This is a genomic window from Burkholderia sp. PU8-34, assembly GCF_053427725.1.
The window spans coordinates 78,191-102,248 of sequence record NZ_JBSAXC010000004.1 but is presented as its reverse complement, the minus strand read 5'-3'; the positions used below and the strand labels follow the sequence as shown (position 1 = coordinate 102,248).

Below are 24,058 nucleotides of genomic sequence, written 5' to 3'. Positions count from 1 at the left end.
GGCCGCCGGCGCTCGGTCATGCGTTCAGTCGGTAAATGCATGAGTCGATTCGAAAAAATACGTTTGTCTCATGAGCGGCGCAGGCCTACGATTCGGACCTGACGCCGCTTTCTTCCCTCCGTTTCCCCATCGCATCGCCGTGCGATCGCGGCCCCACGCGCTCCGAAGCGGATTCGCCGGTTCTGTGCAAGAATCCGCGCGACCCGCGCTTCAACCAACAACGACACGCGCGGGCGTCCCTATCAGGAAACGAGGAGCACAACTTGATTCAACGTATTTCCCGCTTTTTCACGCAGGTGGTCCACCGCGTGCTGCCCGACCCGTTGATTTTCGCGATCCTGCTGACGATCGTGACGTTCGCGCTCGCGTTCGGCCTCACGCCGAACACGCCCGTGCAGCTCACGACGATGTGGGGCTCGGGCTTCTGGAACCTGCTCGCGTTCTCGATGCAGATGGTGATGATTCTCGTCACCGGCCACGCGCTCGCGAGCTCGCCGCCCGTCAAGCGCATGCTCGTCGCGCTGGCGAGCGCCGCGCGCACGCCGGGGCAGGGCGTGATGCTCGTCGCGTTCGTCGCCGCGCTCGCGTGCGCGATCAACTGGGGCTTCGGCCTCGTGCTCGGCGCGATGCTCGCGCGCGAGGTCGCGCGCCGGGTGGCGGGCAGCGACTACCGGCTGCTCGTCGCGTCCGCATACATGGGCTTCCTGAGCTGGCACGGCGGCCTGTCGGGTTCGGTCCCGCTGGTCGCCGCGACAAAGGGCAACCCGATGGAGAAGACCATCGGCCTGATCCCCGTGTCGCAGACGATCTTCACCGGCTACAACGCGTTCATCACGATCGGCCTGATCGTGATGCTGCCGTTTCTCGCGCGGATGATGATGCCGAAGCCCGGCGACGTCGTCAGCGTCGATCCGGCGTTGCTCGCGGAACCGCCGAGCGTCGAGCGCACGCTCGGGCCCGATGCGACGTTCGCGGAGCAGTTGGAGGAAAGCCGCGCGCTGTCGGTCTTAGTCGCGGCGCTGTGCGCGGGGTTCCTCGTGCTGAAGTTCGTGCAGAAGGGCTTCTCGCTCGACATCGACACGGTGAACCTCGCGTTCCTCGCGGCCGGCATCCTGCTGCACCGCACGCCGATGGCCTATGCGCGCGCGGTCGCCGGCGCGGCACGCGGCGCGTCGGGGATCATGATTCAGTTCCCGTTCTACGCGGGCATCCAGGCGCTGATGGACCACTCGGGGCTGGCGGGCGTGATCACGAAATGGTTCGTCGATATCGCGAACGCGCACACGTTTCCGCTGCTCGCCTTCCTGAGTTCGGCCGTGATCAATTTTGCGGTGCCGTCGGGCGGCGGCCACTGGGTCGTGCAGGGGCCGTTCGTGATGCCGGCCGCGCAGGCGCTCGGCGCGGACCTCGGCAAGGCCGCGATGGCGATCGCATACGGCGAGGCGTGGACCAACATGGCGCAGCCGTTCTGGGCGCTGCCCGCGCTCGCGATCGCGGGGCTCGGCGTGCGCGACATCATGGGGTATTGCGTGACCACACTGCTGTTTTCCGGCGTGGTGTTCGTGGCCGGGATGTATCTGTTCTGAGCAGCGGGGCGGGCCCGACGGTGACGCCGGGCCCGCCAGCGACCCTCACCGCACCGGTTGGTCGGTGAGGGTTTGCAGGAACGCTTCGATATCCTTGATATCCTGCGCCGACATCGCGGGCGCGTCGCCGGCCTTGCGGTCGAACGGCGCGTCGGTCACGTCGATGTTGCCGCGAAACTGCGCGGGCAGGTCGTCGTACGCGTCGACCTGGCCGTCCGGGCCGCGCGGATAGAACTTCTGCGGTGCGATGTTGCGCTCGTTGTAGAACGCCATCACCTGATCCAGCGAGTGGAACACGCCGTTGTGGAAGAACACGTGGCGGGTTGCCGCATTGCGCAGCGTCGGCGTGAGGAACATCCCGCAGTACTGCGTCTGGTCCTTCAGGTCCGCGCGGAACGGCCCGCACAGCCCGAGGTCGTGAAACGCCGGGTCGCGGTTCTGCGCGAGCAGGCGGTTGCGCGGCGCGCCGAGCGCTTCGTACTGGAAGTCGGTGAACATCGGCGGCAGCCCGTCCGCGCCCGGCTTCGACAGGTGGCAGCCCGCGCAGTTCGCCTTCGCGGGATCGTTGAAGAGCCGCAACCCGCGCAACTCGGCCTGCGTGAGGCGCGCGCGGCCTTCGAGCCAGCGGTCGTACTTGCTGTTGTACGGGTGGAACGACGGATCCTCGACCTGATAGCGCGCGATCGCGAACATCGCCTCGGATACCGCGAGCGGCGCGCTGTCGAACACGCGCGGCCCGAACAGCTGCATGAAACGCGCGCGGTGCGGCGACTGCGCGAGCTTGTGCGCGACGTCGTCGACGCTCGCATTCGCCATCTCGACCGGATTCAGCAGCGGGCCGAACGCTTGCTGCTGCAGCGTGTCCGCGCGGCCGTCCCAGAACATCCCGCCTTGCGGCACGAGCTGCGGCGCGGCCGCGGTGCCGGCCACCTTTTGCGCCTTCACCACGCCCGCCGCGGACGCGGCCTGCTGCGCGACACTCGCCGCGTCGTCGTTTTCGCTCGTATCGGGGCCGATGCTGAAGTTCGGCTGCCGGTACAGGTACATCAGCGACGGCGGCGGCCGGTAGCCGTGCAGCGTCATCGCGATGCCGCCCGGCTGGACCTCGAGCGCGTTCGGCGGTCCGTACGCGTGATCGGGGCTGTGGCACGACGCGCACGACTGCTTGGCCGAAGCCGACAACGCCGGATCGAAGAACAGCGCGCGGCCGAGTTGGGCGACCGCGGACAGCGGCGCGGCGGCCGGGCGCTGCAGCACGATCGGGTGCGAGTTCGCGCCGGTCCAGTCTTCGACGAAGGTGCCGATCGCGGCGGGCGTGTGCGCCGGAAACGCGATCGCGAATGCGCCGTAGCCCAGCACGCCGGCACCGAGCGTGAGCGCTGCGCGGCGCAGGAAGCGAAAGCGGCGGTGCGGCGCGGGGGCGCCGGTATCGGACGCACCGGGCGGCGGAAAGGCGGGACGGGCGGTCATGCGGTCCAGGTTGAAGTCGGGCGCCGCCAACGCAGCGCGTTTAAACGGAAACGGCCGGCGCGGAGCGCGCCGGCCTGACGGGTGACGTCGACGATCAGATCGACTGCCCGCCGGGTGATGTCGACGATCAGATCGCCGGTGCCGAGCTGAGCGCGGTGCCGAGCGTCGGGTCGAGGTACAGCGGCGCCGTGTTCGGCTTCGCCGCGAAGTCGAACAGCCCGCGCAGGTCGCCTGCCGACGCGTCGAACGAACCGCCGCCGATTCGCTGGCTGCCGAGCCAGTTGTCCTCGATGAAGCGGACGACCGAGGCCTGGTCGACCAGCGTGTGGTCGACGTAGTTCTGCTTCGCGTACGGCGAGATCACGACGAGCGGAATCCGCACGCCGGGGCCGCAGCGGCCGTTGACGGTGCCGCCCTTGACGCCCGTGGTGCCGCCCGTGCCGCACTTGCCGTTGCCGTTCACCTGGTCGACGGCATCGGACGATGCGCGGGTCGGCGTCACGTACGCATGGTCGTACCAGCCGTCCGAATCGTCATAGGTGACGATCACGGCCGTGTTCTGCCAGTCGGGCTGCTGCTGCAGGAAGTTGACGACCTTCGTCACGAACGCCTGTTCGTCGAGCGGATCCGAATAGCCCGCATGCGCGTCCTGCGCGGCCGGCGCCTTCAGGAAGCTCACGGACGGGAAGTTGCCCGCCTTGACCGCGGCGAAGAAGTCGTCGGTGTCGTACTGGTGGTTCGCCGGTTCGGCCGTCTTGCCGTCGGTTTCGACGCTCGAGCCGATCGCGGCGACCGAGCTCGGCCGCGTGTGCTGCGGGTTCGCCGTCGTCGCGTAGTACTGGAACCAGTTGTGGTGCGGGATGTAGTCGGACGTCGCTGCGTTCACCGCGGTCGCGATCGTGCTGCGGCTGCAGCCCGTCGTGCCGTTGCCGTTCACGGTCGACAGGTTGAAGCCGCCCATGAAGCCGCCCCACGTGATGTTCGCGCCGTTCAGCAGGTCGCCGATGTTCTTGCCGGCCATCATCGCCTGGTCGGTCGTGCTCGAGCACACGTCGAAGCCCGGATCGACGTCGTTGATCATCGTGAAGCCGCCCTGGCCGTCATTGATGTAGTAAGACGACGCGGCGAGCGTCGACGGCTGCTTCGACGTCTTGACGATCTGCATCCCGTTGGTCTGGCCGGAGATCACGTTCAGCGCGCCCGGCGTCGACGGACCGTACGACGTCGTGTATGCGTTGTCGCTCATCGCGAAGCGCTGCGCGTAGTTCCACAGCGCCGTCACGGTGTTGCCGTCGAAGTAGCCCATCACCTGGCCCTTCGTGCCGAATGCGCCGGCGCCGCCGGACGAGCCCTTGCCCGTGTATTTCGGGAACAGGTCGGCGAGGCCGTTGTCCTCGGCCTGCTGCTCGGCCGTGTACGCGTGGTTCTGGTCGGCCGTCGCGGCCTGCGTGCGGTCGAGGCGGAACGGGTTCGCGGCGTTGGTGCCGTTCGCGGTGTTCGTGAAGTTCGGGTTGGCGGTCAGCAGCGTGCCGGTCAGGCCGTTGATGGCGGGCGTGCCGGCCGCCGCGGTGAACGCCGGTTCGCCCGACGGGTTCGTCGCGTTCGGGTAGGTGCCGAAGTAGTGATCGAACGACACGTTCTCGCCGTAGATCACGACGAGGTGCTTGATCGGTGTGGTGGTCTGCAGCGCATCCTGCGACGACACCGAGGGCGCGGCCGGTGTCGAATCTTCGCTGCCGCCGCACGCGAACAGCGCGAGGACTGCGCCGGCGCAGGCGGTGACGAGCATGGCTTGACGGAACATCGTGGAGGACTCCATTCGAGCGGGTCAGGGAAATGATCGGCCCGGAACGGCAGCGGGCGCGATGGCGAGCACGCGCATTGAATCAGTCCGGTATGAAGATATGGGGGCGGGGTGGTTTCGCGAGCATTGCTTCGCGATATCGATTTCATTACGAGCACATTTGCTGCGAAAGAAATGCGAAAGAAAGCAGCGCGTAATGCGCACCGCCGGACGCGTACACGCTTGCCTGGAGGGCCGCGCAGCGCGCCGCACGCCGGCCCGGCCGGGCGCACCGGGCGCACCGGGCGGGCGCGCACGGAACACGGCTTGCAGCGACTTTGACAATTACATGACGGATTGTTGCGATGAATCCATCTACCGGCGGCGCGACGATGGCGCCGCCCGGTCAGCGGCCAGGCGCTTTGTCACGCGTCGACCGGCATCGCGCTCGTGCACTTGACCTCGTCGAGGCAAACGCTCGAATGCACGCCGCTCACGCCGGGCGTGCGCATCAGCGTTTCGAGCAGGAACGTGGACAGCCCCTTCAGGTCATGTGCGACGACCTTCAGCACATAGTCGATGTCGCCCGTCACGGAGAAGCACTCCTGGATCTGCGCGAGATCGGACACGAGCTTCTGGAATTTCGACAGGTCGCGGATATGGCCGCGCTCCATCGTCACGTGCACGAATGCGGTGACGCCGAAGCCGAGCGTGTCGGCGTCGAGCCGCGTCTCGTAGCGGCGGATCGCGCCGATCTCCTCGAGCCGCCGGTGACGGCGCAGCGTCTGCGCGGGCGACAGGCCGACGGCCTTCGCCAGTTCGAGGTTCGAGGCGCGGCCGTTTTCCTGCAGGATCGCCAGCAAGTTCCGATCGATGCGGTCGAGAACCGGTTCAGGCATTTTTGTTTCCTCATCTGTCTCCCGGATGCAATCTTATCTCATAATGTAGGGTTTGCATGAACGGGTTACGAAACCCGATTTCGTCGTCGCGACGCTAAACTGACGCCGGATTTTCGTGTGCGATTGCAGCAATGCGCCCGCAAGCGGCAATCGGCGGCCGGTGTGACGGGCCGCCGGCGGAGTTCGGGTGCCGCCGCACGAAGATTGCAGTCCCCAACCCGGCGGCTCCACGAACGGCCGCCGGCATAGCAAAACAGTGCCCGGCACACCGAGGCGCGCCGCTTCCACAGGAAGCGGACAGAGTGGAGAAGACATGGTTTCTGGACACGAGAAGGACGGCCTGAAGCGCGGGCTGAAGAATCGGCACATCCAGCTGATCGCGCTCGGCGGCGCGCTCGGCACGGGGCTGTTCCTCGGCATCGCGCAGACGATCAAGATGGCGGGCCCGTCGGTGCTGCTCGGCTACGCGGTGGCCGGCGTCGTCGCGTTTTTCATCATGCGCCAGCTCGGCGAGATGGTCGTCGACGAGCCGGTGGCCGGGTCGTTCAGCTACTTTGCGGACAAGTACTGCGGCCACTTCACCGGCTTCCTGTCAGGCTGGAACTACTGGGTGCTGTACATCCTCGTCAGCATGGCCGAGCTGTCGGCGGTCGGGATCTACGTGCAGTACTGGTGGCCGGGCGTGCCGACCTGGGTGTCCGCGCTCGTGTTCTATGTCGTGATCAACCTGATCAACCTGACGAGCGTCAAGTCGTACGGCGAGACGGAATTCTGGTTCTCGATCATCAAGGTCGCCGCGATCGTCGGCATGATCGGCTTCGGCGGCTGGCTGCTCGCAAGCGGCCACGCAGGCCCCGAGGCGAGCGTCGCGAACCTGTGGCAGCACGGCGGCTTCTTCCCGAACGGCGTGTCGGGCCTCGTGATGTCGATGGCGGCGATCATGTTCTCGTTCGGCGGCCTCGAGCTCGTCGGCATCACCGCGGCCGAAGCGGACGATCCGAAGCACAGCATCCCGCGCGCGACCAACCAGGTGATCTACCGCATCCTGATCTTCTACATCGGCGCGCTCGCCGTGCTGCTGTCGCTGTATCCGTGGGAGAAGGTCGTGACCGGCGGCAGCCCGTTCGTGCTGATCTTCCACGCGCTCAGCAGCAATACGGTCGCGAACGTGCTGAACGTCGTCGTGCTGACGGCCGCGCTGTCGGTGTACAACAGCGGCGTGTACTGCAACAGCCGGATGCTGTTCGGCCTCGCGCAGCAGGGCAACGCACCGAAGGCGATGATGTCCGTGAACAAGCGCGGCATTCCGCTCGCGGCGCTCGGCGCATCGGCGCTCGCGACCGGCGTGTGCGTGCTGATCAACTACTTCATGCCCGGCAAGGCGTTCGAGGTGCTGATGGGGCTCGTCGTGTCGGCGCTCATCATCAACTGGGCGATGATCAGCCTGATTCACCTGAAGTTCCGCCAGGCCAAGCGTGCTGCGGGACAGCAGACGTTCTTCCGCAGTCTGGGCTATCCTTTCACGAATTACCTGTGCCTGGCGTTCATGGCCGGCATTCTCGTCGTGATGTACCTGACGCCGGATCTCCGCCTGTCGGTTTACCTGATCCCGGTGTGGCTCGCAGTGCTCGCGATCGGGTATCGCTTCCGCCAGAAGAATGCCGCCTTTGCGCTGAACGACCGCGCATCCGCGCGCTAAGCCGGGCCAGGTGCGCGCACGCGCACCGGCGCCGGCGGCAGCACGCGCCGGCGCCCGCAGCAAGACTTTTCATCCAACGAGACCGATAAAGCCATGTTCGAACACATCGACGCGTATCCCGGCGACCCGATCCTGACGCTCAACGAGAACTTCCAGAAGGACCCGCGCGAGCAGAAGGTCAACCTGAGCATCGGCATCTACTTCGATGCCGAAGGCCGGATTCCCGTGATGGACGCCGTCCGCGAAGCCGAGACGGCGCTGCAGCGCGAGATCGGCCCGAAGCCCTACTTGCCGATGGTCGGCATGGCGCCGTACCGCGACGCGGTGCAGGCGCTCGTGTTTGGCGCCGATCACCCGACGCGCGCGGCGGGCCGCATCGCAACCGTGCAGACGCTCGGCGGCTCGGGCGCGCTGAAGGTCGGCGCGGATTTCCTGAAGCGCTACTTCCCGGACACGCAAGTGTGGCTCAGCGACCCGAGCTGGGAAAACCACCGCTTCATCTTCGAGCGTGCGGGCTTCACGGTGAACACGTACCCGTACTACGACGAGGCGACGGGCGGGCTGAAGTTCGACGCGATGCTCGCGGCGATCAACACGCTGCCCGCGCGCAGCGTCGTGCTGCTGCACGCGTGCTGCCACAACCCGACCGGCGTCGATCTCGACGAAGGCCAGTGGCAGAAGCTGATCGACGTGATCGAGGCGCGCGAGCTGCTGCCGTTCGTCGACATGGCGTACCAGGGCTTCGGCGCGGGCCTCGACGCGGACGCGTTCGCGGTGCGCGAAATCGCCCGCCGCGGCCTGCCGGCGCTCGTCGCGAATTCGTTCTCGAAGAACTTCTCGCTGTACGGCGAGCGTGTCGGCGGCCTGAGCGTGATCTGCGAGGATGCCGCCGCGGCGGACCGCGTGCTCGGCCAGCTCGCCGGCGCGGTGCGCTCGAACTACAGCAACCCGCCGATCCACGGCGCGAAGATCGTATCGGCCGTGCTCAACACGCCCGCGCTGCGCAAGCAGTGGGAAGAGGAACTGTCGGCGATGTGCCGCCGGATCGCGCGGATGCGCCAGTCGATCCACGACGGGCTGCGCGACCACGTGAGCGGCGAGGCGCTCACGCGCTACGTGAAGCAGCGCGGCATGTTCACGTACACGGGCCTCACCGAATCGCAGGTCGAGGCGCTGCGCGAAGTGCACGGCGTGTACATCCTGCGCTCGGGCCGGATGTGCGTCGCGGGGCTGAACGACTCGAACGTCGGCATCGTCGCCGAGTCGATCGCGAAGGTGCTGAAGAGCGGCGTCTGAGCGCCATGACGCCCGATTAACGCGCGATCCCGCGCCGCGTGCGCGGAGCGATATGAGACCGGCTGTCCTCGTTGTGGGGGCAGCCGTTTTTTTTTGTGCGGCGCCCGCATTGTGCGAACGTGCATCTGTCGCGGCTGCGTGCGCGGCGGTACGATGCGCGGGTTGATCGTGAAGATCGTCCTGTCAAGGAGCACCCCGGGAATGAGCATTCGAATCGTGCAGCTTGGCTCGCCGCGCGCGGCCGGCGAGGGCCTGCGGATCGGCGCGGTGCGGCGTCCGCCGCGCGGCGTGCCGAAGGCCGAGTTCGCGTCGCGCAACTATTACGACGTGTGGCTGCCGACGCTGTCGCCGACCCCTGAACTCGTCGCGCAGGCGCTGCATGCCGAAACCGACGCCGACTGGCGTGCGTTCGCGCGCAAGTTTCGCGCGGAGATGAATCACGGCGATGCGCCGAAGGTGCTCGACCTGCTCGCGGCGCTGTCGGCAACCACGCAATTCTCGATCGGCTGCTACTGCGAAAACGAAAACCGCTGCCACCGCAGCATCCTGCGCGAGCTGCTCGCCGAGCGCGGCGCGGCGATCGAGCCGGACGCATCCTGACGCAGCGCGTCGAACTGCGCGGGTGGCGTGGTGCATGACGTAGGCGGCACCGTGACGCCGTCGCGCAGGCCAGACCGCCAGCCGGCACCGAGGCGCCGTCGCGCAGGCCAGACCGCCAGCCGGCACCGAGGCGCCGTCGCGCAGGTCAGACCGCAAGCCGGCACCGGTCACACCGACGCCGCAGCGGGCTCGTCAGGCGCTTCCCACGGCGGCAGCTCGGCCCAGCCGAGCGGGCCGTAGACCGTGCCGCCGGCCGATTCGACCGTCTCGACGAATGCCTGCAGCGTCGCGCCGCCCCATACGAGCAGCGTGTTGGCGTCGAGAAAGTTCTCGCTGCGCAGCCACGGCGCCGCGCCGCGATTGATCTGCTCGACGCTGTATGCGCCGCCGTGACGCCCGGCCTCGGGCGGAAACAGCAGCGGCGTTTCGAACGCGACCTTCAGCACTTGCGTACGCGAGTCGCTGTAAGGCGGCTTCGCGACATCCTGATACGGAACCGCCGCCCAGCTCTCGCCGCATTGCTCGTCAAGCGGCAGGCACGTGAAATACGCCCACGGCGCGCGCACGAAACATAGCCGGTAGAGATCGCGGGCGCCGTCCAGATTCGCAATCAATGCCATGGCGGACCCTGTGCAATTCGCTGCCCCGTATGCCGGCGCGCACTGCGCGCGGAGCGTTCGCGCAAATCGGGCCGATCGCGTCCGAGCGTGCCGGTTTACTTCCTTTGACCGCACGGCGGCCGCCGCGTTGAGCGTCCGTCACGCAGCGCGCGGCGGCTGCACGACTCGCTTGACGTGGGTCAAGCGCGCGGCGGCGCGCGCCTCTATGCTCACCTCATGGACGCGTCGGGTCGCTTGCGGGCGAGTCGATGCAGGGTCGCACAACGCGGGTTTCGCGCGGACGGCGGCCGGTCAGGCAGGATGCGGCGCGCAGGCCGCGGGAGGCGCAGATGACGCTGTCGGGCAATATCCGGGAAGGCGACTGGACGGTCGAAGTCGACACGCGCCCGGACGACGCGGGCGGCTTTCGCTGCCGCGTGAAAGTCGAGCACGGCAGCGGCCCGACCCGGTTTCAGCACGCGTTCGAGCACGGCCACACGTATCCGACGGAGCGCGAGGCGGTGCTCGAAGGGCTGCGGGCCGGCATGACGTGGATCGAGCTGAAGCTGTCGCAGGTGTTCAACGTATAAGCAGGGAAACACGAAAAAACGGGAACGCGCACGCGGGGGCGTGTGTGCAACGCGCGGCGGGATCGCGCACGATGCCGGTCAGACTGCGGCCGGCGAGAACAGGCCACGCAGTCGCAGAGGAATCTTCGCCGTGCCGCAGCCATGCGGGCGGCGATACAAGGCGGTCGGCGCGAGGGCGGCCCCGTCAGGAGAAACAACATGGGCGTGGGCATGCAAATCGCCTATTTCGGGTTCGCGGGATCGGCCGCGCTGGAAGCGGAAGCCGGCGCGCAACTGGTGCGCCTCGATCGGTTCCGCGCATTGATCAGCGGCTGCCATCTGGCGATCGAGTCGCGCTCGGTTGGCCCCGGCCGGCGCGCGTACGATGTGCGGCTCGACCTGATCACCCGCAACAACGAGCTGAAGCCGGTTCCGCACTGCGTCGGCGACGACGCGAACGAAGCCGTGCGCTGCGCGTTCGCGCAAGCGGAACGCGAGCTGATCGCATGGCAGGTCGGCGCGCATGCCGTGCGTTGAGGATGAGAGGGGGCACGGACTGCCGGCGCTGTGGCGATCGCCACAGCGTGTGCGAGCACTGCGGCGGGGCGCCGCCTTGCATGCGCTGAACGTGCTACACGCGCGCGAGGCCTTCCGCGTCGAGGATGCGCACGCGCTTGCCGTGCGTTTCGACCAGCGATTCGCGGTGGAACCGGGAGAACATCCGGCTGACCGTTTCGAGCTTCATCCCGAGGTAGCAGCCGATTTCCTCGCGCGTCATCCGCAGGTTGAACTCGGACGCCGAATAGCCGCGCGCCTGGAAGCGCGACGACAGGTTCAGCAGGAACTGCGCGACGCGCTGTTCCGCCGACATCGTGCCGAGCAGCAGCATCTGGCTCGATTCGCGGACGATCTCGCTGCTCAGCATCTGGTACAGGAAGTGCTGCATCGACTTCATCTCGCGGCACGCGGCCTCGAGCGGGCCGAACGGGATGATGCACACGACGCTGTCCTCGAGCGCGATCGCGTCGCAGCAGTGTTGGCCGCCGCCGATGCCGTCCATGCCGAGCGTTTCGCCGGCGATCTGGAAACCCGTCACCTGTTCGCGGCCGTCGCGATGCACCATCACCGTCTTGAACGAGCCCGCGCGCACCGCGTAGATGCTCTGGAACGGATCGTCCGCGCGGAACAGCGCGTCGCCCTGCCGGACGTGGCGGGTCGTGCAGATGATCGTATCGAGCCGGCCGTACTCGGCCGCCGTCAGGTGCGGCGGCAGGCACATCGCGCGCATCGCGCAGACCGAGCAGCGCGCGGCCGGTTGTTTGGGCGCGTCGGCGCGTGCGACCGCGTGCAGCGGGATCGCCGGCCGCGGCGCGACGGGCACGGCGGCTGCGCTAACGGATGCTGAGGACATGATGCAACTCCGGCACTGTCAGGGGAGGTGCACGCGACGTGCGTGCACCAGGGATTCGATCACGTGGCATGCGGCGTCGAATTCGGCGGTCTTGTCGAAGAAGTAGTCCGCACCAGCCGTCGCACAGGCCTCCCTGAATGCCGGCGCCGAGTGATTCGTCAGCACGATCGTGACGACGCGCGGCGCGGACTTCGACAGCGTCCCGATCAGGTCGAGGCCGCTGCCGTCCGCAAGCCGCAGGTCGACGATCACGACATCCGCCTGGCACCGGCGGATGTGCGCCCACGTACCCTGGCCGTCTTCCGCTTCACCCACGACGTCGACGCCGCGGATCGCGCCGACAAGCAGTGCGACCCTGCGCCGAACGGCGACGGCATGATCGACGAGAAACACCCTGAGCGCGGCGGGTGACAGGCTGGCATTCATGAAAGCCAGTATCGCGTTGCGCCGCCGAAAAGGAAATCGGCCGAATTGGAAGTTTGCGTAGGCGGGTTCGTCGCGTTGTAGGGTTTTTCCTACAACGCGACGTGCGGCGGGGCCGCATGACGGCGGCGCCCGTGACGCTGGCGGCGCGCGTGGCGCCGCGCCGCCGGGTTCAGGCGCCGCGTCGTGTGTCGCGCGCGTCGAGCGCGTCGCGCGCCGTGCGGCACGCGGCGAGATCCCACGCCGCGCAGCCGACGCTCTTGAACAGCAGCGGCCCGCTGCGCTCGAACGTACCGAGCAGCACGTCGGCGAGCGACGCGACGGCGCGCCAGTCGACCTGGGCAAGGATCAGGTCGCCCGCTTCGTGGCGCGCGCCGGCCGGGTCGTCGACGACGAGCTGGCTGTTGCGCACGGTGCCCGCGTCGATTTCCGCCGCGTCGGCCGTGAATGCGCCCACGCCGACCACGAGCCGTCCTTCGCGCGCCGCTTCGCGGTAGACCGGCGTGCGGCTCGTCGTCAGCGTGACGACGACGTCGACCGTGTCCGGAATCGGCGCGTCGGGCTCGACAGGCGCGAGCAGCGGCGCATGCGCGCGATGGGCCGCGCAGAATTCGGCGGCGCTGGCCGCGCTCGTGCCGCGAACCGACAGGCGGGCCGAGGGGAAGATCGCCGCAAGCGCTTCTGCGTGATTCGCGGCCTGCTTGCCGGTGCCGATCAGCAGGATCTCGCGCGGCGCGGCGCCATGCAGCGCGTGGATCCCGAGCGCGGTGATCGCGGCGGTGCGGCGCCCGGTGACCGTCGGGCCGTCGAGGACAAAGCGCATCTCGCCCGTGACCGCGTCGCACGCGATGACCTGCCCGAGGATCGTCGGCAGCCCGCGCGCGCCGTTGCCGGGGCACACGTTGACGAGCTTGTGGATCGCGAGATCGCGCGCGCTCGACGGCATCGACAGCATCACGCCGCCCGCCTGCAGCGGCACGACGAGACGCTCCGGACTGACAATCTCGCCGGCCGCGTATTCGACGACGGTGTGCCTGAGCGACGCGAGCAGCGCCGGATAGTCGAGCAGTGCGGCCGTCGCGGCCGCATCGAAAACGGGAGTCGGGGGAAGTGCGTTCATCGTGTGCGTCGGAACGTCGGGTAAGCGTGGACGGCCGGGCGACCAGTGCGCCCGGTGCGTGGCGCCTGATACTGCTAAACAGGCCGCCTGGATCGAATCTATACCAGCCTCTGGCGGAATGACAAGCCAGAAATTAAAGCGAGGCTGCGATTTTGGTTCTAATATCAGTCCAATGGGGCGCGCGAGTCTGGATGAACCGGGCCGGGCGGCGTGCGCTCCGGTATAGTGCGAACCCATTCCGATCCACGACCAGAACACCCGGCAGGAGCTTCACGATGTCGTCCGCGCGCCCCGAATTCCTCGAAGGCGGCTTCCGGCCGCTGCAAATCTACGAGCAGGTCGCCGAAAAGATCCGCGACGAGATTCGCGCAGGGCGCTACGCGCCCGATTCCCGGCTGCCGTCCGAGCGCGAGCTCGCGGCGCTGTTCAAGGTCGGCAGGCCGGCCGTGCGCGAGGCGCTCGGCGCGCTGCAGAACGAAGGGCTCGTGTTCACGAAGCGCAATTCGGGCACCTATGTCGTGCCGGCGCCGCTCGACGTGCTCGCGCAGGCCGGCCGCATGCGCAGCGCGGCCGAGGCGGACGTCAGCCCGACCTCGACGCTCGACGTGCGGCTGATCCTGGAGCCCGCGATCGCGCGCCTCGCGGCCGCGCACGGTAGGGCCGACCCGGCTGCCGAAGGCTATCTCGCGCAGATGGAAACGATCACCGATATCGACGACCCGCGCCAGCGCGCGCTGTGGAACGAGAGCGACCGGCTGTTCCATCGGCAGATCGCGCTGATGACGGGCGACGCGCTGCTCGTGAAGATCGCCGACGAAGTCGCGAAGACAATGGACCAGCCGTTGTGGAAGCGGCTGAAGGACGACGGAATCTACGACGCGGGCCGGATCCGGCTCTACGTGTCCGAGCACCGGCTGATCTACGAGGCGATCGTGTCGGGCGACGCCGATGCGGCCGCGTTCTACGTCGAGCAGCATATCCGCCGGGTACGACGCGACATCGCGCCGAAGTGAGCGGTTCGAAGGTCGTCTGGTTCCGGAAGCGACCAGATGGCCGGCCATCTTTTTTGAAATTGCTTGCGAAGTGACCACGCGTATCCTACATTGGTTTAACTAAAAACCAATCAGGAGACATCATGCGTCATCTCGTCACTACGCTCGCCGTGGCCGCGGCCGTCGGCGCGCTGACTTCCGCGCACGCGCAGGAAGTCGTCACGATCGGGCATTCGGCGCCGCTCACGGGCCCGCAGGCCGCCAACGGCAAGGACAATGAAAACGGCGCCCGCCTCGCGATCGAAGAACTCAACAAGGAGAACGTGAAGGTCGCCGGCAAGGCCGTGACGTTCAAACTGGTTTCCCAGGATGACCAGGCCGACCCGAAAGTGGGCGTGCAGGTCGCGCAAAGTCTCGTCGACAAGGGCGTTGTCGCGGTGCTCGGGCCATACAACTCCGGCGTCGCGATCCCGTCATCGGCCGTGTACAACACCGCGGGCGTGCCGATCCTGCCGGTCGCGTCGAACCCGGCGCTCACGAAGCAGGGCTTCAAGAACATCTTCCGGATCGGCGCGAGCGACGAGCAGCTCGGCGGCACGATGGCCGTGTTCGCCGCCAAGACGCTGAAGGCGAAGACGGCCGCGATCATCGACGATCGCACCGCGTACGGCCAGGGCGTTGCCGAGCAGTTCCTGAACGTCGCGAAGGCGAACGGCATCCAGATCGTCGACCGCGAGTACACGAACTCGTCAGCGACCGACTTTCTCGGCATCCTGACGACGATCAAGTCGAAGAACCCCGACGTGATCTTCTTCGGCGGCTATGCGGCGCAGGGCGCGCCGATGGCGAAGCAGATGAAGCAGCGCGGGCTGCGCGCGAAGCTGCTCGGCGGCGACGGCATCTGCTCGGCCGACATGGGCAAGGTGGCGGGCGAAGCCGCATCGATCGTCTACTGCGCGCAGGGCGGCGTCGCGCTCGACAAGACGGCGGCCGGGCGCGAGTTCCTGAAGAAGTACCACGACGCGTATCACGCCGACACGCAGGTGTATGCCGTGAACTACTACGACGGCGCGAAGCTGCTCGCGGACGCGATGGTGAAGGCCGGCACGACGACCGACAAGGCGAAGCTGATCGCGCAGCTCGCGAAGTCGAACTACAAGGGCGTCGCGGGCACCTATTCGTTCGACGCGAACGGCGACCTGAAAGGCGCGCCGACGACCGTCTACGTGATCCACAACGGCTTGCCCGTGCCGTTTGGCGAGTGACCGGCGAGTCGGGCGGGGCGGGCGCCCCGCCCGACAGCCGCGCTTGCCGATCGATCCAACCCTTCCTTACGAACGATGAAACTGACCCGATCCCTGTCCACCGTCGAAGTCCACACCGGCGGCGAAGCGTTCCGCATTGTCACGAGCGGCCTGCCGCGCCTGCCGGGCGACACGATCGTCCAGCGCCGCGCATGGCTGAAGGAGCACGCCGACGAGATCCGCCGCGCGCTGATGTTCGAGCCGCGCGGCCACGCGGACATGTACGGCGGCTACCTGACCGAGCCCGTGTCGCCGAAAGCCGATTTCGGCGTGATCTTCCTGCACAACGAGGGCTACAGCGACCATTGCGGACACGGCGTGATCGCGCTCGCCACTGCGGCGGTCGAGCTCGGCTGGGTGCAGCGCACGGCGCCGGAAACGCGGGTCGGCATCGACGCGCCGTGCGGCTTCATCGAAGCGTTCGTCAAGTGGGACGGCGAGCACGCGGGGGCCGTGCGCTTCGTCAACGTGCCGTCGTTCATCTGGCAGCGCGACGTGTCGGTCGACACGCCGTCGTTCGGCACCGTGACGGGCGATATCGCATACGGCGGCGCGTTCTATTTCTACGTCGACGGCGCGCCGTTCGGCCTGCCCGTGCGCGAAGCGGCGGTCGAGCAACTGATCCGCTTCGGCGCCGAAGTGAAGGCCGCCGCGAATGCGAAGTATCCGGTCGTGCATCCGGAGATTCCGGAGATCAATCATATCTACGGCACGATCATCGCGAATGCGCCGCGCCATCCGGGCTCGACGCAGGCGAACTGCTGCGTGTTTGCGGACCGCGAGGTCGACCGTTCGCCGACCGGCTCCGGCACGGGCGGCCGCGTCGCGCAGCTTTACCAGCGCGGGCGGCTCGCAATCGGCGACACGCTCGTCAACGAGTCGATCGTCGGCACGATCTTCAAGGGGCGCGTGTTGCGCGAAACCACCGTCGGCGACATCCCCGCGGTGATTCCGGAAGTGGAGGGCAGCGCGTACATTTGCGGCTTCGCGAACTGGATCATCGACGACCGCGATCCGCAGGCCTACGGCTTCCTCGTGCGCTGAACGCGCATTTGTCGACATTTGCTTGCATTTTCGGCATTCGCCGTCACCCGTTTGTTGTACCAGGCTTGGCGCGCGTTTCCGGTTTCCGGACGCGCGCTCTTTTTCGCCCGCAGCGTATGGCCGGCTTTCCGGTCGCGCGCTGCGCAAACCAGTCCCGACGCGGCTCCCAGATCGGCCCTCGAACCGGCCCCGAACCGGCCACGATGACGCGCGCCCGCGCCCGCGCGCCTGAACGCCGCGCAACTTTTGGTACGATGCACGCTTTTCAGCCGATCCCTCATCCGCGTGAATCGCCGAAACGTGTCGTCAGTGCGTGACTTCTGTGCCAAATGGGTCGCGCGCGCCCAACCCGTCGCGGCCGCCGCTGCCGCGCCAGTCAAGCGTCTCCTCGCCGTCGTCTGGTTCCAGCTGCGTCATCCGACGCGCCGCGGCGTGCTGCTTGCCGCCGCCGCCGTGCCGGCGCTGTTCGTGCTGTACGTGCTCGCGCTGATCCCGTTCACGCCGAGCATCGGCGACATCCGCAAGGCGCGCGTCGACCAGCCCGCGCAGGTGCTGTCGTCCGACGGCAAGCTGCTTGCCGAATTCAAGCCGTCGAACCGCGAATGGGTGGCGCTCAAGCAGATTTCGCCGCACATGGTCGATGCGCTGATCGCGACCGAGGATCACCGCTTCTACGAACACCACGGCCTCGACTGGAAACGCACCGCAGGGGCGGCGCTGCATACGTTCTCGGGCAGCCGCCAGGGCGGCTCGACCATCACGCAGCAGCTCGCGCGCAACCTGTATCCGGACGAGATCGGCCGTGCGCCCACGCTCACGCGCAAGGTGAAGGAGGCGATCACCGCGCTGAAGATCGAGGCGGTCTACAGCAAGGACCAGATTCTCGAGACCTACCTGAACACGGTGCCGTTCCTGTACAACGCGTATGGCGTCGAGATGGCCGCGCGCACCTATTTCGACAAGTCGGCCGACGAGCTCGACGTGCTCGACAGCGCGACGCTCGTCGGGATGCTGAAGGGCAACAGCTACTACAACCCGGTGCTGAACCCCGAGCGCGCGCTTGCGCGCCGCAATACGGTGCTCGGCCAGATGGTGAAGTACGGCAAGCTGTCGCCGGCGCAGTTCGCGCAACTGCAGCGCCGCCCGTTGCGCGTCGACTTCGAACGCCAGAAGGAGCCGCCGGGGCCGGCGCCGCATTTCGCGCAGCAGTTGCGCAGGTGGCTGATCGCGTGGGCCGACCGCAACGACTACAACATCTATGCGGACGGGCTGATCGTCCGCACGACGATCGATTCGCGTCTGCAGGCGATGGCGACGCAGGCGCTGAAGCAGCAGGCGAACCAGCTGCAGGGCATCGCGAACGGCGCGTGGAGCGGGCGCGACGGCTGCGGGACCGACAACGAGGTGTTCCGCGCATTCATGCGCGAAGCGCCCGAATACAAGGCGATGCTGGATGCCGGCAAGAACGACGCGGCGGCGATGAAGGCGCTCGGGGCCGATCGCGGGTTCATGCGCGCGCTGTGCAAGGCGAAGACCGACGTGCAGGCCGGCTTCCTCGCGATCGATCCGCGCTCGGGGCAGATCCGCGCGTGGGTCGGCAGCCGCGACTTCACGAACGAGCCGTTTGACCACGTCGCGCAGGCGCGCCGCCAGCCGGGCTCGACGTTCAAGCCGTTCGTCTACGGCGCCGCGTTCGCGAGCGGGATGACGCCGGAGGACACGTTCGTCGACCAGCCGGTCGAGATTCCGCTGAAGGGCGGCGAGATCTGGCGGCCGAACGACGACGTGCCGCCGACGGGCAAGCCGATGACGCTGCGCGACGCGATCGCGCTGTCGCGCAACCGGATCACCGCGCAGGTGATGCAGAAGGTCGGGCCCGCGAAGGTCGCGCGGCTCGCGACCGCGATGGGCGTGCGCGACAGCGCGCTCGAGCGCGTGCCGTCGCTCGCGCTCGGCACGAGCCCCGTCACGCTGAGGGAGATGGTGAGTTCGTACGCGACGATCGCGAACGGCGGGCTGTATGTCGAGCCGCAGATGGTGACGCGCATCGAGAACCGCGACGGCGACGTGCTCGCCGAGTTCGCGCCGGCGCCGCCCGAGCGCGCGCTCGACGCGGAGACCGACAAGACGCTGATCGACGTGATGCGCGACGTGATCGATCGCGGGACGGGCACGAGCATCCGTACGCGCTTCGGCATCCGCGGCGACGTCGCGGGCAAGACGGGCACCACGCAGGACAACGCGGACGGCTGGTTCATCCTGATGCAGCCGGACCTCGTCGCGGGCGCGTGGGTCGGCTTCGACGACGGGCGCGTGACGCTGCGCAGCGACTACTGGGGGCAGGGCGCGCACAGCGCGCTGCCGATCGTCGGCGACTTCTTCCAGCACGCGCTGCGGGCGCGGCTGGTCGACGGAAAGGCGAAGTTCGACACCGAGCCCGCGCCGGGCTGGTACGCGTCGATGCAGGACCGGCTGTCGGGCTGGCTTGGCACCTGGTTCAAGCGTGACGCGAAGGCGCCGCCGGCGCCACTGAGGATGCAGCGCCCGCCGCAACCGGCTGAGCCGGAAGCGGATGCGGCATCCGGGGCGTCGGCGCCGGAAGCCGCTTCGGGCGGCATCGTCGAGGAATGGGTGCCGGCGTCCGAAGTGGCCGCGTCGGCCGCCGCGCTGTCGGCCGGCAGCTCGGCCGGTGCGTCGCAGCCGGCGGCGAACGGTGCGGCAGGCGGCGCGAATGCAGGCAACGGCGCAGGCAATGGCACGACCAATGGCCCGGGCAACGGTGCGAATGCGGGCAATGGTGCCGCGCCGGCCGTTCCGCCTGCTCCCGCTCCTGCTCCCGCCGCCCCCGACGTACAGGCGCCCGCAGGCGCGAGCAGCGTGTACTGAAATCCACCCGCTCAGGTTTCGCGCGTGGCTGCCGTAATACCGTCACCACGACAGCCACGCGCGGCCGCGCCGCGCCTATCCGATGCGCAGTCCACATGATTACGTCGCGCTCGAGCGCGACGATTTCGCGGCCGGCACGCCGCTGGGATTCGACCTCTACGACATCGGCGGCGCCGCGCTGCTGCCGGCTGGCACCACGCTGCACGATCCGGCGCAGCACGCGTTCCTGTTCGACCATTTCCGGCCCGCGAAGCTGGGCGAGCAAGCCGCGCCGGCGCGGCCGCCGTCCGGCGATGCGCAGCCGGGCGACGGTTTCGGCCTGTCGAGCGGCGCGACGATCGGCATCCGGCGGCGGGTCGGCGCGACACGCGCGATGCAGCGCTGCCGGCTGATCGGCCGCGGCGCGGCCCAATCGCTGTTCGTCGAGCCGCAGCACGCGGCGGCGTTCGAGTTCGCGCGCGGCGACGACATCGAGGCGATTGCGATCGGCCGCGCGGCGGTGCTGCGTTTCGCGGCGACCGTCGAAGCGGTGCACGGCGAGCCTGCGCCGTTCATGGTCCTGTCCGCGCCCGGGTTCGTCGAGCGGCTGCGCACGCGCGCCGAGCCGCGCGTGCCGGTGCGGATCGCCGCGCGCTGCAGCGCCGGGCAGGACGGCGTGGGCAGCTTCGGCATCGTTCGCGACGTCAGCCTGAGCGGCCTGTCGATCGCGACGAGCGAGGCGCTTGCGGCCGCCAGCGAGCCGCTGCGGATCCGGCTGCCGTACGAGGTCGGTGGAAACGTCGCGCTATTGACGCTGGATGGCACGGTGCGCAACGTGCACGCGGATCAGGCAGCGCCAGGCTTCGTGCTGCACCATGTCGCGTACGGCGAGATGGACGCCGCCGATGCGGTGCGCCTGAAGGCGCTGATGTTCGACCGGCTGATGGCGTCGGCGGATGTTGGCGGTGCGGGCTGAAAACCGCACCCGCGACCACATCGGGAACACGGTAGGCGCAGTGGAATCCGCCCCCAATTCGATGCGCCGGTGCAGATAATAATCAGACAAATCCGCCGGATCGACGCGGATTGTATTATTTCTGTCAACAGTGAATTAGCGATTTAGGTATTTACCCTGATAATGGAGCCTCCTAGACTTCAGGACATGCGCTACGACTCACGGTCCGGAGCGCCTGACAAAATATCTTGGAGGTTCCGAATCATGAATTCGCTGATCAAGGCAGTTGCAGTTGCCGCCCTCGTGGCCGCCCCGGTCGTGTCGTTTGCCCAGTCGAACCAGCAGCCGGTGACGCGCGCGCAAGTGCGCGCGGAGCTGGTCCAGCTCGAGAAGGCCGGCTACAACCCGAACGACTGGATCAACTATCCGGAAAACATCCAGGCGGCACAGGCCAAGATCGCCGCCGCGCAGAACAGCGGTGCAGCCGACACGACCGGCTACGGCGCGAATGCGGCGGCAGCGTCGCAGACCGGCCAGCGCGTCGTCGTGCCGGCAGCCGGCGACCGCTCGTCGGTCTACATCGGCCAGTGAGCACCGGCGCCCGCAAGGCGCCGGTCTCAGCCGGAACGCAAGGCCCGCACTCGTGACGAGTGCGGGCCTTTTGCATTCACCGGGTCATCCGAACGGACTCGGCGAACCTCCCGGTTTGCGCGCCGGACATGCAGCGCAGTCGTGTCGATCATGCCCCCCCGTGCCGATATTTCAGGCAATTGCGGCAGGCAAGCACGGCGACCGCGCGTCCCGTTCATTTCCTCGCTTCGGGCGCCTGCTTCGACGCCTGAGCGGCGCCGCCCCGCACGCGGCCGGTGAGCACGAGCGCGATCCCGCCCAGGATCGCGGCGGACGCGATCGCGAGCCGCCAGGTCGGCTGTTCCGCGAGGAACAGCACGGCGCCGCACGCGGCGATCGGCGGCACCGACAGCTGCACGGCGGCCGCGCGCATCGCGGTGAGCTGCTTCAGCGCCGCGTACCAGATCACATAGCCGATTCCCGACGTCAACGCGCCGGACACTACCGCGAGCAGCGCCCCGGCCGTCGTCAGATGAAAGCGTCCGGCCAGCGCGACACTCAGCACGAGCGCCATCGGCGCGGCACGCAGGAAATTGGCGGCGGTCGACGCGACCGGATCGGCGAGCCCGCGTCCGCGCAGCGAATAGATGCCCCACGCGATGCCGGCGGCCGACATCAGCACGACGCCGCCCGGCGTCGGCGCCGAAACGCCGGGCGACACGAGATAGAGCAGGCCCGCCACCGCGGCCCCCATGCCGACCCAGCCGGCGGCCGCGAACCGTTCCCCCGCGCGCAGTCCCGCCACAAACATCGTCAGCTGAACCGCGCCGAACAGGATCAGCGCGCCGGTCGCGGCGCTGACCGTCAGGTAGGCGAACGAGAAGCACGCGACATACGCGAACAGCATCGACGCGGCCAGCCAGTCCGCGCGCGGCGGCGGCCGGCGCCTGCCCGCACGCACGACGATCGCGAGCATCAGCGCGCCCGACACGAGGCGCAGGCTGCCAAAGCTGGCCGCGTCGATCCGTGCATCGTGCAGCGCGAGCCGGCACAGCAGCGAATTCGACGCGAACGCGAGCATCGCGACACACGTCAGCCAGAGGGTGCGCGCGGTTGGCTGCGTGCTCGGCGGCGCGGGATCGGAGGAGGTCGCAAGCGGGCGCATGACCGCGTCACAGATGGCCGGCGACGATCAACGCCGCGCCACCAAGCAGCGCGAAGCCGAGCGGTGCGGTGAGCCGGCGTCCCCATGCGGCGTTCTTCTCGACGGCCATCGCGGCCGCGAGCGCGAGCATCCAGCCGAGGCTGCCGGCGCCGACGACGAACATCAGCAGCATCAGCGCCCAGCAGCAGCCGACGCAGAACAGCCCATGCCGTCCGCCGAGCGCGAACGCATGCCGGTGCGGCGCGTGGCCGCGCCAGTGGCTGATCACGAAGCTGAGCGGCGTGCGGCAGCGATCGAGGCAGCGCGTCTTCAGCGCGCTGAACTGGAATGCGCCGGCGAGCGCGAACACCGCCGCACCGATCAGCCAGCCGTGCCAGGCGAGCGCCGGCACATGCGCGACACCGGTGAGCAACAGTACGTGCAGCCCGTGGGCGAGCAAACCGAACGCGCTCCAGACCGCGACGTAGCCGAGGCCGACGAGCGCGAGCAGCCGCGCGCGGTCGGGCCGGCCCGCGACGACGCGCGCGAACGCGTTGAACAGCGACAGCGTGGTGGGCAGCATCATCGCAAGGATCATCAGTGTCCACGATGCCGCGTAGAGCATCGCGGGCAGCCACAGCGCCGCGCCGGGCAGCGCGCGGCACAGCGTCGAGATCGGCCCGGACAGCGTCCAGCCGTCGTGTTCGAGATAGCGCCCGTACGGGCTGCGCGTCCACGCCCACAACGCGGCCCACGCGAGCGCGACGAGGCTCGCGAACACGAACGGAAATACGCGGCGATGCTGCAGCGCGGCCATGGCCGTATCCGCCGCCGCGCAGCGCACGCGAACACGCGTGAGCCGCGCGGCGTGCGATGCCGTTCAGGCGTCGAACAGGAACGTGCTCTGCAGCGCGTTGTGATTCGTCAGATTGACGTCGATGCCGATGGCCGCATTCTTCGAACGATAGACGGGCGCCTTGCCGACAAACACGGGCGCGCCGGGCACGGTCGAGAACACGGTATCGGACAGCGTCGTTTGCGCACCTGTCGGACCGACATAGGGCTCGAGTTCCGCGTGGTAGTCGGTGCCGATCGACAGCGTGCCCTTCGCGCCGATGACGTCGAAACGGATCGGCGCGCGCTCGACAGAGACGACGGTGCCGATCAGTTTCGCGAGTTCCGCGATCGGTCCGCCGGCCTGGCCCGTATAGACCTTCAGCAGCGCTTTTTCCTGTTCCTCGGAGGCGGTGTCGCTGACGAAGATCGCGGCGGTCCAGTTGCCTTGCAGGATGTTGCCCGGCACATGGCAGACGGCGGCAATCGTGTTGCCGCTCACGTCGACGCCGTCGACGGTGCCCTTGTCCATGTGCCACGCGACGATCGTGTCGCAGGTGCCGAAGTCGGGATCTTCGCCGATCCAGCACGGGCACAGCACGCGGCAGTTGCAGACCTCGAGCAGACGGCCTTCCAGGTGATAGCTCATGGTTTCCTCCTTTTTCGAGAGAGCGACCGCGCGGTGCGCCACGCAGAGGAAACCGCCCGACATTCGATCAGGCCGGATCGGCGGTGTGAACGCGGAATGCGCAGAGGAATGCAGTGGGCGCGGGGAGCGGGACGGGTGCGATAGCGTGTGCCGAGTCGGCGTATCGATTTTCCAGTGTAGGCGTGCACGACTGATATTCAAGCCGACGCCCGGCGGCGGCGCGTGCGCCGGGATGAGAGGTCCGCC

General features: G+C 68.1%; 22 protein-coding genes. 12 read left to right on the top strand and 10 right to left on the bottom strand.

The genetic code is table 11. From position 1 onward, the window contains the following. Positions 1–263 precede the first annotated feature (263 nt). Positions 264–1,586 (top strand): TIGR00366 family protein, encoded by a 1,323-nt coding sequence (locus ACV22Z_RS11795; protein ID WP_448076483.1) that lies wholly within the window; start codon positions 264–266, stop codon positions 1,584–1,586. 45 nt (positions 1,587–1,631) lie between these two features. Here the strand turns inward: ACV22Z_RS11795 and ACV22Z_RS11790 are convergent, their stop codons facing one another. From ACV22Z_RS11790 to ACV22Z_RS11780, 3 genes are all read right to left on the bottom strand, one after another. Beyond that, the gene (locus ACV22Z_RS11790) at positions 1,632–3,056 is read right to left on the bottom strand and encodes a cytochrome-c peroxidase (protein WP_448076482.1); all 1,425 of its coding nucleotides are present in this window, start codon (positions 3,054–3,056) and stop codon (positions 1,632–1,634) included. A 127-nt stretch (positions 3,057–3,183) separates the two neighbouring features. Then, complete coding sequence (locus ACV22Z_RS11785) at positions 3,184–4,860, bottom strand: phospholipase C (RefSeq protein ID WP_448076481.1); 1,677 nt, start codon at positions 4,858–4,860, stop codon at positions 3,184–3,186. A gap of 404 nt (positions 4,861–5,264) precedes the next feature. Then, the gene (locus ACV22Z_RS11780) at positions 5,265–5,738 is read right to left on the bottom strand and encodes an Lrp/AsnC family transcriptional regulator (protein WP_448076480.1); all 474 of its coding nucleotides are present in this window, start codon (positions 5,736–5,738) and stop codon (positions 5,265–5,267) included. Between the two features lie 313 nt (positions 5,739–6,051). Here ACV22Z_RS11780 and ACV22Z_RS11775 point away from each other — a divergent pair, with 313 nt between their 5' ends. The 3 genes from ACV22Z_RS11775 (at position 6,052) to ACV22Z_RS11765 (ending at position 9,333) form a co-directional block, all read left to right on the top strand. Then, positions 6,052–7,437: an amino acid permease gene (locus tag ACV22Z_RS11775; RefSeq protein WP_448076479.1), complete on the top strand. Its 1,386-nt coding sequence runs from the start codon at positions 6,052–6,054 to the stop codon at positions 7,435–7,437. 93 nt (positions 7,438–7,530) lie between these two features. Further along, positions 7,531–8,733, top strand: coding sequence for an amino acid aminotransferase (locus ACV22Z_RS11770; RefSeq protein ID WP_448076478.1), 1,203 nt, complete (start codon positions 7,531–7,533; stop codon positions 8,731–8,733). A 201-nt stretch (positions 8,734–8,934) separates the two neighbouring features. After that, positions 8,935–9,333, top strand: coding sequence for a DUF488 domain-containing protein (locus tag ACV22Z_RS11765; RefSeq protein ID WP_448076477.1), 399 nt, complete (start codon positions 8,935–8,937; stop codon positions 9,331–9,333). Positions 9,334–9,500: 167 nt separating this feature from the next. On the opposite strand, the gene ACV22Z_RS11760 is transcribed toward ACV22Z_RS11765, so the two are convergent. Beyond that, positions 9,501–9,953, bottom strand: coding sequence for a hypothetical protein (locus tag ACV22Z_RS11760; RefSeq protein WP_448076476.1), 453 nt, complete (start codon positions 9,951–9,953; stop codon positions 9,501–9,503). A 329-nt stretch (positions 9,954–10,282) separates the two neighbouring features. Between ACV22Z_RS11760 and ACV22Z_RS11755 the strand changes: the two genes are divergently transcribed. Then, positions 10,283–10,522, top strand: coding sequence for a UDP-glucose 4-epimerase (locus ACV22Z_RS11755; protein WP_448076475.1), 240 nt, complete (start codon positions 10,283–10,285; stop codon positions 10,520–10,522). A 198-nt stretch (positions 10,523–10,720) separates the two neighbouring features. Beyond that, positions 10,721–11,038 carry a metal ABC transporter ATPase gene (locus ACV22Z_RS11750; RefSeq protein ID WP_448076474.1) on the top strand — a complete coding sequence of 106 codons (318 nt, stop codon included), beginning with the start codon at positions 10,721–10,723 and terminating at the stop codon, positions 11,036–11,038. 94 nt (positions 11,039–11,132) lie between these two features. Here ACV22Z_RS11750 and ACV22Z_RS11745 read toward each other — a convergent pair whose 3' ends face one another. From ACV22Z_RS11745 to lhpI, 3 genes are all read right to left on the bottom strand, one after another. Beyond that, positions 11,133–11,912, bottom strand: a complete 780-nt coding sequence (locus ACV22Z_RS11745) for a helix-turn-helix domain-containing protein (RefSeq protein WP_448076473.1) — start codon at positions 11,910–11,912, stop codon at positions 11,133–11,135. Between the two features lie 18 nt (positions 11,913–11,930). After that, positions 11,931–12,338 (bottom strand): response regulator, encoded by a 408-nt coding sequence (locus ACV22Z_RS11740; RefSeq protein ID WP_448076472.1) that lies wholly within the window; start codon positions 12,336–12,338, stop codon positions 11,931–11,933. A 169-nt stretch (positions 12,339–12,507) separates the two neighbouring features. Further along, the gene (lhpI, locus tag ACV22Z_RS11735) at positions 12,508–13,455 is read right to left on the bottom strand and encodes a bifunctional Delta(1)-pyrroline-2-carboxylate/Delta(1)-piperideine-2-carboxylate reductase (protein ID WP_448076471.1); all 948 of its coding nucleotides are present in this window, start codon (positions 13,453–13,455) and stop codon (positions 12,508–12,510) included. A gap of 275 nt (positions 13,456–13,730) precedes the next feature. On the opposite strand from lhpI, the gene ACV22Z_RS11730 reads away from it, so the two are divergent. The 6 genes from ACV22Z_RS11730 (at position 13,731) to ACV22Z_RS11705 (ending at position 21,206) form a co-directional block, all read left to right on the top strand. Next, positions 13,731–14,468 (top strand): FadR/GntR family transcriptional regulator, encoded by a 738-nt coding sequence (locus ACV22Z_RS11730; protein ID WP_448076470.1) that lies wholly within the window; start codon positions 13,731–13,733, stop codon positions 14,466–14,468. A gap of 122 nt (positions 14,469–14,590) precedes the next feature. After that, on the top strand, positions 14,591–15,712 hold the full coding sequence (locus tag ACV22Z_RS11725; protein WP_448076469.1) for a branched-chain amino acid ABC transporter substrate-binding protein: 1,122 nt from the start codon (positions 14,591–14,593) through the stop codon (positions 15,710–15,712). Between the two features lie 75 nt (positions 15,713–15,787). Further along, a complete protein-coding gene (lhpH, locus tag ACV22Z_RS11720; RefSeq protein ID WP_448076468.1) occupies positions 15,788–16,795 on the top strand; it encodes a trans-3-hydroxy-L-proline dehydratase in 1,008 nt (335 codons plus the stop codon). 300 nt (positions 16,796–17,095) lie between these two features. Continuing rightward, positions 17,096–19,681, top strand: coding sequence for a penicillin-binding protein 1A (locus ACV22Z_RS11715; protein WP_448076467.1), 2,586 nt, complete (start codon positions 17,096–17,098; stop codon positions 19,679–19,681). A gap of 82 nt (positions 19,682–19,763) precedes the next feature. Continuing rightward, the gene (locus tag ACV22Z_RS11710; protein WP_448076466.1) at positions 19,764–20,636 is read left to right on the top strand and encodes a PilZ domain-containing protein; all 873 of its coding nucleotides are present in this window, start codon (positions 19,764–19,766) and stop codon (positions 20,634–20,636) included. 243 nt (positions 20,637–20,879) lie between these two features. Next, complete coding sequence (locus tag ACV22Z_RS11705; RefSeq protein WP_448076465.1) at positions 20,880–21,206, top strand: DUF4148 domain-containing protein; 327 nt, start codon at positions 20,880–20,882, stop codon at positions 21,204–21,206. 214 nt (positions 21,207–21,420) lie between these two features. Here ACV22Z_RS11705 and ACV22Z_RS11700 read toward each other — a convergent pair whose 3' ends face one another. From ACV22Z_RS11700 to ACV22Z_RS11690, 3 genes are all read right to left on the bottom strand, one after another. Beyond that, a complete protein-coding gene (locus ACV22Z_RS11700) occupies positions 21,421–22,350 on the bottom strand; it encodes a DMT family transporter (RefSeq protein ID WP_448076464.1) in 930 nt (309 codons plus the stop codon). Positions 22,351–22,357: 7 nt separating this feature from the next. Then, positions 22,358–23,146 carry a DUF2182 domain-containing protein gene (locus ACV22Z_RS11695; RefSeq protein WP_448076463.1) on the bottom strand — a complete coding sequence of 263 codons (789 nt, stop codon included), beginning with the start codon at positions 23,144–23,146 and terminating at the stop codon, positions 22,358–22,360. A gap of 63 nt (positions 23,147–23,209) precedes the next feature. Next, positions 23,210–23,812: a DUF1326 domain-containing protein gene (locus tag ACV22Z_RS11690; RefSeq protein ID WP_448076462.1), complete on the bottom strand. Its 603-nt coding sequence runs from the start codon at positions 23,810–23,812 to the stop codon at positions 23,210–23,212. Positions 23,813–24,058 lie beyond the last annotated feature (246 nt).

Excerpts from the sequence above, each read along its gene's own strand:
- ACV22Z_RS11725 (WP_448076469.1), top strand. The coding sequence starts at position 14,591 with ATGCGTCATCTCGTCACTACGCTCGCCGTGGCCGCGGCCGTCGGCGCG.
- ACV22Z_RS11780 (WP_448076480.1), bottom strand. The coding sequence starts at position 5,738 with ATGCCTGAACCGGTTCTCGACCGCATCGATCGGAACTTGCTGGCGATC.
- ACV22Z_RS11770 (WP_448076478.1), top strand. The coding sequence starts at position 7,531 with ATGTTCGAACACATCGACGCGTATCCCGGCGACCCGATCCTGACGCTC.
- ACV22Z_RS11710 (WP_448076466.1), top strand. The coding sequence starts at position 19,764 with ATGCGCAGTCCACATGATTACGTCGCGCTCGAGCGCGACGATTTCGCG.
- ACV22Z_RS11755 (WP_448076475.1), top strand. The coding sequence starts at position 10,283 with ATGACGCTGTCGGGCAATATCCGGGAAGGCGACTGGACGGTCGAAGTC.
- ACV22Z_RS11690 (WP_448076462.1), bottom strand. The coding sequence starts at position 23,812 with ATGAGCTATCACCTGGAAGGCCGTCTGCTCGAGGTCTGCAACTGCCGC.
- ACV22Z_RS11745 (WP_448076473.1), bottom strand. The coding sequence starts at position 11,912 with ATGTCCTCAGCATCCGTTAGCGCAGCCGCCGTGCCCGTCGCGCCGCGG.
- lhpI (WP_448076471.1), bottom strand. The coding sequence starts at position 13,455 with ATGAACGCACTTCCCCCGACTCCCGTTTTCGATGCGGCCGCGACGGCC.
- lhpH (WP_448076468.1), top strand. The coding sequence starts at position 15,788 with ATGAAACTGACCCGATCCCTGTCCACCGTCGAAGTCCACACCGGCGGC.
- ACV22Z_RS11750 (WP_448076474.1), top strand. The coding sequence starts at position 10,721 with ATGGGCGTGGGCATGCAAATCGCCTATTTCGGGTTCGCGGGATCGGCC.
- ACV22Z_RS11705 (WP_448076465.1), top strand. The coding sequence starts at position 20,880 with ATGAATTCGCTGATCAAGGCAGTTGCAGTTGCCGCCCTCGTGGCCGCC.
- ACV22Z_RS11765 (WP_448076477.1), top strand. The coding sequence starts at position 8,935 with ATGAGCATTCGAATCGTGCAGCTTGGCTCGCCGCGCGCGGCCGGCGAG.
- ACV22Z_RS11790 (WP_448076482.1), bottom strand. The coding sequence starts at position 3,056 with ATGACCGCCCGTCCCGCCTTTCCGCCGCCCGGTGCGTCCGATACCGGC.
- ACV22Z_RS11695 (WP_448076463.1), bottom strand. The coding sequence starts at position 23,146 with ATGGCCGCGCTGCAGCATCGCCGCGTATTTCCGTTCGTGTTCGCGAGC.
- ACV22Z_RS11730 (WP_448076470.1), top strand. The coding sequence starts at position 13,731 with ATGTCGTCCGCGCGCCCCGAATTCCTCGAAGGCGGCTTCCGGCCGCTG.
- ACV22Z_RS11700 (WP_448076464.1), bottom strand. The coding sequence starts at position 22,350 with ATGCGCCCGCTTGCGACCTCCTCCGATCCCGCGCCGCCGAGCACGCAG.
- ACV22Z_RS11775 (WP_448076479.1), top strand. The coding sequence starts at position 6,052 with ATGGTTTCTGGACACGAGAAGGACGGCCTGAAGCGCGGGCTGAAGAAT.
- ACV22Z_RS11740 (WP_448076472.1), bottom strand. The coding sequence starts at position 12,338 with ATGAATGCCAGCCTGTCACCCGCCGCGCTCAGGGTGTTTCTCGTCGAT.
- ACV22Z_RS11785 (WP_448076481.1), bottom strand. The coding sequence starts at position 4,860 with ATGTTCCGTCAAGCCATGCTCGTCACCGCCTGCGCCGGCGCAGTCCTC.
- ACV22Z_RS11760 (WP_448076476.1), bottom strand. The coding sequence starts at position 9,953 with ATGGCATTGATTGCGAATCTGGACGGCGCCCGCGATCTCTACCGGCTA.